The following is a 7,691-nucleotide window of genomic DNA, read 5'->3' as shown; positions in this document are numbered from 1 at the left end:
ATCGCCGAAGGCCTGGCGCTGCGTATCGCCAATGGCGACGTGCCGGACACGCTCAAGGACCGCAAGCTGATGGCGCTCGACATGGGCGCGCTGATCGCGGGCGCGAAATATCGCGGCGAGTTCGAGGAACGGCTGAAGGGCGTGCTCGACGAGGTGAAGGCCGCCGAGGGCGACATCATCCTGTTCATCGACGAGATGCACACGCTGATCGGGGCGGGCAAGGGCGACGGGGCGATGGACGCCTCCAACCTGCTGAAGCCCGCTTTGGCGCGCGGTGAGCTGCACTGCGTCGGCGCGACCACGCTCGACGAGTACCGCAGGTACGTCGAAAAGGACCCCGCGCTCCAGCGGCGGTTCCAGCCCGTCTTTGTCGGCGAGCCCACGGTCGAGGACACCATCTCGATCCTGCGTGGCCTGAAGGAGAAGTACGAACTCCATCACGGCGTCCGTATCACCGACGGTGCGCTGGTGGCGGCGGCGACGCTGTCGAACCGCTACATCACCGACCGCTTCCTCCCCGACAAGGCGATCGACCTGATGGACGAGGCCGCCAGCCGCATCCGCATGGAAGTGGAGAGCAAGCCCGAGGAGATCGAGAAGCTTGACCGCCGCATCATCCAGCTCAAGATCGAGGAGATGGCGCTATCCAAGGAGAGCGACACCGCCTCCAAGGATCGCCTGGCGAACTTGCGCGCAGAACTCGGCAATCTCGAGCAGCAGTCGAGCGAACTGACCACCCGCTGGCAGAACGAGCGGGACAAGATCGCCGCCGAGGGCAAGTTGAAGGAGCACCTCGATGCGGCGCGTCTGGAATTGGAGCAGGCGCAGCGGCAGGGCGATCTGGGCCGTGCCGGCGAACTCTCCTATGGCACCATCCCTGCGCTGGAAAAGCAGTTGGCGGAAGCCGAAGCGCAGGCCGGCAACGCGATGCTGCGCGAAGAGGTGACGGCGGACGATATCGCCGGCGTGGTCAGCCGCTGGACCGGCGTGCCCGTAGATCGGATGCTCCAGGGTGAGCGCGAGAAGTTGCTAAACATGGAGGCCGCGATCGGCGCGCGGGTGATCGGTCAGGCCGCTGCGGTCACGGCGGTTTCCAAGGCGGTGCGGCGTGCCCGCGCCGGTCTGCAGGACCCCAACCGCCCAATGGGCTCGTTCCTGTTCCTCGGCCCCACCGGTGTCGGCAAGACCGAGTTGACGAAGGCGCTCGCGAGCTTCCTGTTTGACGATGACAACGCGATGGTGCGCATCGACATGAGCGAGTTCATGGAGAAGCATGCCGTCAGCCGGCTGATCGGCGCGCCTCCGGGCTATGTCGGCTATGACGAAGGCGGCGTGCTGACCGAAGCGGTGCGGCGCCGGCCCTATCAGGTCGTGCTGTTCGACGAGGTGGAAAAGGCGCACCCCGATGTCTTCAACGTGCTGCTGCAAGTGCTGGACGACGGCCGCCTGACCGACGGGCAGGGCCGCGTGGTGGATTTCACCAACACGCTGATCATCCTGACCAGCAACCTGGGCAGCCAGTATCTGGCCAATCTGGACGAGGGCCAGGAAGTCTCGACCGTCGAGCCGCAAGTCATGGAGATCGTGCGCGGGCATTTCCGCCCTGAGTTCCTCAACCGGCTGGACGAGGTGATCCTGTTCCACCGCCTGGGCCAAGGCGAGATGGGGCCGATCGTGGAAATCCAGGTCGGCCGCGTGCAGAACCTGCTGAAGGACCGCAAGATCACGCTGGACCTGACCGACGCCGCCAAGCGCTGGCTGGGCCGTGTCGGCTACGACCCGGTCTACGGCGCCCGCCCGCTAAAGCGCGCCGTTCAGCGCTACCTGCAAGACCCGCTGGCCGAAAAGCTGCTCGCCGGAGACATCCCCGACGGCACCACCGTCCACATCGACGAAGGCGACGGCGCCTTGGCGATCAACGTGGAGTGATGGGTTCATAGCGATTGATTGCCGCCAGTCTTCCGCTCATTGTCTGCTTCCTGATGACATAAGGGTAGCAGGCAATGAAAAGGATCGTTTCAGCCACCGTATTTTTAGTGGCTGCAGGCACATCGACGGTGGCTCTCACGGCCGAAAAGATCCCGCAGGTGGCAGTGTTGAGCGCGGTTTTAGGGTGCGTGGGGGTCGCGCCCGATAGCGCCCGTCTTGCCTGCTTCGATCGCACGGTCGCGGCCTTGGCGGTAGCTAAACAACGCCAGGAAATTGTCGTCGCCGATAAAGGCGCCATTCGAGAAGCACGCCGTGGGTTGTTCGGCTTTTCGCTTCCCAAGCTTAGGCTTTTTGGGGAGACCGAAGACGGTGCTTCTCAGGACCGCGTAGACACCATCGAGGCGCAGGTTTCGTCCGTTGGCCAGAACAGCAACGGCGGCATCCAGTTCGGTCTCAGCTCAGGGGCTCGGTGGAGTCAAATTGACTCCAGTTTTGTAAATCGACCGAAAGTTGGCCAGACCGTAGTTATCCAGCGCGGGCCGGTGGGTGGGTATACGGCCAAAGTCGCTGGCGGACGTGCTTTTCGCGTACGTCGCCTCTCTGAATGATCCGATCTACATACAAGAATGCATAAAAAAGGGCGGCAGAATGATCTGCCGCCCTCCTTATCAGGTCTTTACTTTATCAGAAGCGGAAGCGAGCGCCGACGTAGAAGCGACGTCCGAACACGTCATACACGCCGGCATCGGTGTCCGTACCGGTGGTGTTGAAGGTTGTGCCAGATAGCAGGTTTGGCGCCTTGTTATCCAGAAGGTTGTCGACGCCGAAGTAGAGCTCATAGTGATCGGCTGGCTTGAACGTTGCTTGCGTGTCCAGATAGAACTGAGCAGGGACGCTGATGTCCTTCGGCCCTAGATCGAACTGAGCCAAGAACTGATCGTCTTCGTACGACTTGCCGATGTATGTCCCCGTGAAGTTCAGGTCGAACCGTTCGCTGGAGAAGCCCAGATTGGTAGTGAAGCGGTCACGGGCGGCGCCCACTTCTCCCTTGAGATTGTCACGCGTCGGATCGCCCGGTATCGGCCTAGTGTAGGCGGACAGCAGACGAGTGTACGTTCCGCGGAAATTCACGCGACCCGATATGCCAGCAAACCCGTCGATTGGCTGCGTGTAGTTCAAAGTGAAATCGATTCCTTCGGATGCAAGGGCACCGCCATTCACCGAAGCCTGGTCGACGAATTCCAGAGTGCCAGCGCTGTTCAGCGAGGTCGCACTGGCCCGACGACGGACGAACTGGCAGAAGCTCTGGTCACCTTCTTCGAAGCACTTGTTCAAGATGAACTGGCGATCAATACCGACGATCGCGTCCTTGATCTTGATGTTATAGTAATCAACACGGAAAGTAAAATTGCGAAGTGCCTCGATCGAACGAGGGTTGATTACCATGCCAAACGTGTAGCTGGTCGACTTTTCTTCACGCAGGTTCGAGTTGCCGCGGTTGAAACCGCTGACGCCCTGGAAGTCTGCCTGATTGATGTCGAACCGCCCATTCGGATTGCCGCCATAGGTGAGGCCGGTTCCGCCGGTCACACCATTTTGCAGATTGGCGGCGACGCCCGGAAAGCTACGGCAGGTTTCGCCCAGAACGCCACCACCAGTCGCGGTAACGCCAATGCACGGATCGATAAGTCCGGTGGGGAAGGTCTGCGCCGGTCCCTGGAACAGTTCACCGACATTAGGCGCGCGAATTGCCCGTGCATAAGTCGCGTTGAACTTGATGTCCTCGACCGGCGACCACTCTGCGCCGCCTGAATAACTATAGACCGTTCCAACCGTCGAATAGTCGGAAACACGCCCAGCGGCACGAACGCTCAAAGACTTGAAGAATGGCGTGTCGGATAGGATCGGGATATTGATCTCGCCGTACGCTTCTTTCACGTTGAACGATCCGGCCGTATCTGGAAGGGCGTTGCCGCCATTCAGTCCTTGGTTTGTCAGAGAGTCATTATTTTCGCGGCTCTTTTCCTTGCGATATTCGACGCCCAAAGCAACCGCGACGGGACCACCGGGGAGATTGAACAACTCGCCAGAGATATTACCTGTGAGAACTTGTTGCTGGATTGAGGTCTGAAAGGTCTGATTAGCCTGGATATAGGCGACGGCACCGGGGCTGATTGTACCCTGGCCAAAGACATTGACCGGAATACAGCCCGCTGCGCGCGCCTGGGGATCGGCGCACTGCGCCCCAACGGTGCCAGGGATGGTGCCGGCAGGAACGACGTCCAAGGCATTACGGAAGTTCAGGATATTGACCTGACCGTTGCCCTCCTGACTCTCCTTGGTGCGTCCGTAGTTATAGGAGACGTCCCAGTGGAACTTGCTGTCCAGCATGTCGCCTTCGAAACCGACCACGAAACGGTAGAAGTCACGGTCGGTCGAACTATTACGCGTTCCGAACTCCAGCAAGCGACGCGAGAAACCGATATCGCGCAGGCCATCGCCATCGGTATCAGTCGCTGCAGCGAAAATACCTGCCGGTACGAACGGATTGTTGACGATGCTGAAAGTACCGTCGGCGTTACGCAGGCGGGTTTGGATCGGCATCGAGCCAGTTGCGGGATAAATGCCCGTCGAGCCGGCGGTGGAAATGCCGAAAGGCTCGATCTGGCGGTTCGCACTAGTGCGAACATAGGTGCCTTCGCCGAAGAACTTGATGTGATCGGTCAGGTCGTACTTGACGCGGGAGGCGAAGATGTAGCGCTGCACCGGCACCGCGATCGAGCGGAAGGCCTGACGGTTGAAACCTCTCGTCGGCAGCGTTGTGCCTGCGGGAACGCCACAAGCGGTGGCCCCTGAAGGGGAGATCGGTCCACCATTGGAGCTGAAGCCGCGCTCAAGCGCGTTATTGATCGGATTGAAGGTGAATTGGCACCCTCCGGCCGTGAATACGCCCTGCGTAGGCAGCCCGGATAGACGCCCCTCCAATGGAACACCAAAGCCAGCCGGATCTCCGGTCAAAGCAAAAGTATCGATGTCGTCGAGCTGCGTATTCTTACGCTGACGTGAGAGGAGCTGGCCTTCGTTCGAGTATCCGAAGTGCATCATGATATTACCACGATCTTCGGAGAAATTGGTGCCAGCCGTTACGTTTGCCTGATAACCAGGAGTGTCACCACGTTGCGTGACATTATATTGGCCGTTGGCTTCAAGGCCTTGAAAGTTATCCTTGTAGATGAAGTTCACCACGCCAGCGACAGCGTCCGAACCGTAAAGCGATGAGGCGCCACCGGTCAATACGTCGATCCGCTGAATGAATTGGGTCGGAATGACGTTCAAGTCGACCGTAGCGGAACCGGGAATGCCAGCAACCACGCGGCGCCCGTTAATCAAGACAAGCGTACGGTCTGTGCCAAGGTTGCGAAGGTCAACGGTCGCCACGCCAGTTCCTGAAGTCAGGAACGCAGTGTTTGTACGTGCAAAGGTAGGCGAGCCAAAAGCGGGGTTTTCAAGGAGCAAGTCTTGGACATTCGTGATGCCCGATTGCTGAATCTGCTCTGCACTGACGACTTGTACCGGAGAAACCGAGTTAATTGTCGGGGAGACAATCCGCGAGCCGGTAACGATGATTGAATCCGGTTCGGCTGGCGCCGGCTCACCGGCCAGAACTTGAGCCGTGTCTTGGCTCTCTTGTGCAAATGCTACGTTCGAACCGGCGACCGCAATCACGGTCAGGCAGGTGGCGCCGCGCAGGGCGGCCTTGGCTATCGATGATTTCACGTCGTGTGTCCTTTGCCCCGGACGCACAAGGCGTTCGCCTCACCCTGTTCGTCCACTCTCCGGCGCGAGTGTTCATCTCGCGTCCATGTTCAAGGTGTTGCGGCAAAATTGCTTTAATACAACGGGCTTGCCGTTATCGCCGGCAAGAGATTGTGCGGATGTGGCGCAAAGGACACACTGGTGTCACGTAAACGCGGTACCCCGTTTTGGGTGTCTACAACGCGTTCATCTACAAATGGTTGCGATCAATTCACCCGTTGCCCTTTCACACCATTCTGGCCGTTGAACCGCACCCAATAGGAGCCGAGCGCGGCGCGCTCGATCTGCACCTTCTGACCCACGCGCGGATCGATGAGTCGCGTCGGCGCTTCTAGAGTTTGCCACCGTGCGCCGCCTTCCGCGATGCTGAATTGCCAGCGACCGCGCGGCAGTGCGGTGAGCGTGGTGATCGTGCTGTCCAGTTTCGCCACGTCCTGGTCGCTGACGTCATTGTCTCCGCCACCGAACAGGCCAAGCTTGGGCAAGCTGAAGCCGAACAGGGATCGCCGCATGGACTTGGCCTGTTCACGATCGACGACGCTGATCTCCCCCTTGTCGGCCGCGGCGACGAGCGAGGACGCTTCTCGATCGTAGCAAGCAAGGCGCGCGGCATCTTCACGGATCGCCTTGCAGGTTGCGAGCTTCTCGATCGCGGCGGCGCGGGCGCGGCTCTGCTTGTCAGCCGCCGCGGCAGTGCCCGCCGCCATGGGTGCAAGCGAGAGAATGATGGCGGCAAGGCCGAGGCCGTGGCGTGCGTGCATGGAGTATCCCCCTTGAATTGACCAATAGCCTTTTGACGAGGCGCTGTGTTGACGATGCGCGATCCGGTTCGCGAGTGTTGCCGATCCGCCGTGCAGGTCAAGTCTCGCGATCGGGCGGCGTCGGTTGGGACAAGCTGAACCGCAGACCTGCTTCGGCCGCCCAGTCCAAGGCGTGGGCGAAGACGGACCCGTGGTGGCGCTCTACCTCATTGTCCAGAGCGCTTTCCTGTGCCGGATCGAACGGGGCGCCTCCCTTGGCATGGCGATCGGCGAGGGCGGTGAAGCGCTTTGCCACTTGCGGCTCCTTCAAAGGCAACTCCAGCGCCTGCGCCAACAGCATCGCGCCTGCCACGGGATCGCGCTTGAAGATGGCGGCGTCCAGGCTTGGGCGCGGGCCAGCGTTGGCGAAAAGGCGATATTGCAGGTCCAGGCTGACGAGCGCGAGGCGAGCGGCGGGGAGCAGCGACGGCGGCTCTTGCGGCGATGTCTGCGCGGCGGTGGCAAGCAGGGCGTCTCCACCACGCACCATCCGCGCGAAGTGGTCGGCGCTGCGCAACACGTAGCTGATCCGGTCTCGCCCGCCGCGAAACACCGCGACAAGGTAGGGGCGCGGCGCCATGGTCATCAGCGCTATGCGGGCTCCAGTGGCGGCCCAGTGCGGTGCCAGCACATTGGCCCAGTTGCTCGGCTTGCTCAGCGCGGTTTCGCCCGCCACCGGCCGCGCCAGCAGGGCGTCAATCACGCGGGGTGTGGTTGGGCCGACTTCCGCTTGCGCGATGGCATCGGCCAAAGCGATCTCAATCGCCGGCTCTCGCCAAACTCTCGTGATGCCCGGAACATCGAGGAGGCGCGCCGCCAAGGTCGATCCCCCGAATGCCATGTGGAGCAGCGCACGGCGCGGCGGTGCGTTTGCGACGAGGGCGGCAATGTCCTGCGCCGGGAGCAGTGGGCCGTCGGCAGTCCAGAATTTTGCGCGGCCATCCAGAAAGGCGAGGCGGCGCGCCGCGTCGAGATCGACGTGAACAAAGCCGATCCGGCCTTGCGCGTCCAGCGCGTGGGGCAGCAGGGCCGGGTCCTGCCACACGGCTTGCGCCTTCGTCATCGCGCGCGCAGCCAGCCGGTGATTGCGTAACGCCGCCAAGCCGCGGCCCGCGTGACCTGGCTGACGCTGTGCATCTGGCCTAT

Annotated in this window: 5 protein-coding genes; 2 read left to right on the top strand and 3 right to left on the bottom strand. The window is 61.3% G+C overall.

Translation table 11 applies throughout. The features are described 5' to 3' along the window. Both ACHWRX_RS10065 and ACHWRX_RS10060 read left to right on the top strand, forming a co-directional pair. A partial coding sequence (locus tag ACHWRX_RS10065; protein WP_394659093.1) for an AAA family ATPase occupies nt 1-1,929 on the top strand: 1,929 nt, incomplete at its 5' end. Between the two features lie 74 nt (nt 1,930-2,003). After that, nucleotides 2,004-2,537 (top strand): hypothetical protein, encoded by a 534-nt coding sequence (locus tag ACHWRX_RS10060; RefSeq protein WP_394659092.1) that lies wholly within the window; start codon nt 2,004-2,006, stop codon nt 2,535-2,537. A gap of 76 nt (nt 2,538-2,613) precedes the next feature. On the opposite strand, the gene ACHWRX_RS10055 is transcribed toward ACHWRX_RS10060, so the two are convergent. From ACHWRX_RS10055 to ACHWRX_RS10045, 3 genes are all read right to left on the bottom strand, one after another. Then, nucleotides 2,614-5,706, bottom strand: a complete 3,093-nt coding sequence (locus tag ACHWRX_RS10055; protein WP_394659091.1) for a TonB-dependent receptor domain-containing protein — start codon at nt 5,704-5,706, stop codon at nt 2,614-2,616. Nucleotides 5,707-5,951: 245 nt separating this feature from the next. After that, nucleotides 5,952-6,506, bottom strand: coding sequence for a hypothetical protein (locus ACHWRX_RS10050; protein WP_394659090.1), 555 nt, complete (start codon nt 6,504-6,506; stop codon nt 5,952-5,954). Between the two features lie 97 nt (nt 6,507-6,603). After that, nucleotides 6,604-7,691, bottom strand: a 1,088-nt coding sequence (locus tag ACHWRX_RS10045) for a hypothetical protein (protein WP_394659089.1), incomplete at its 5' end; no start/stop codon positions are given.

The sequence above is a fragment of the uncultured Novosphingobium sp. genome, from assembly GCF_964277725.1.
Lineage (GTDB): Bacteria > Pseudomonadota > Alphaproteobacteria > Sphingomonadales > Sphingomonadaceae > Novosphingobium > Novosphingobium fluoreni.
Note: the sequence above shows the minus strand (reverse complement) of the source record. Positions and strands in the feature narration are given on the sequence as shown.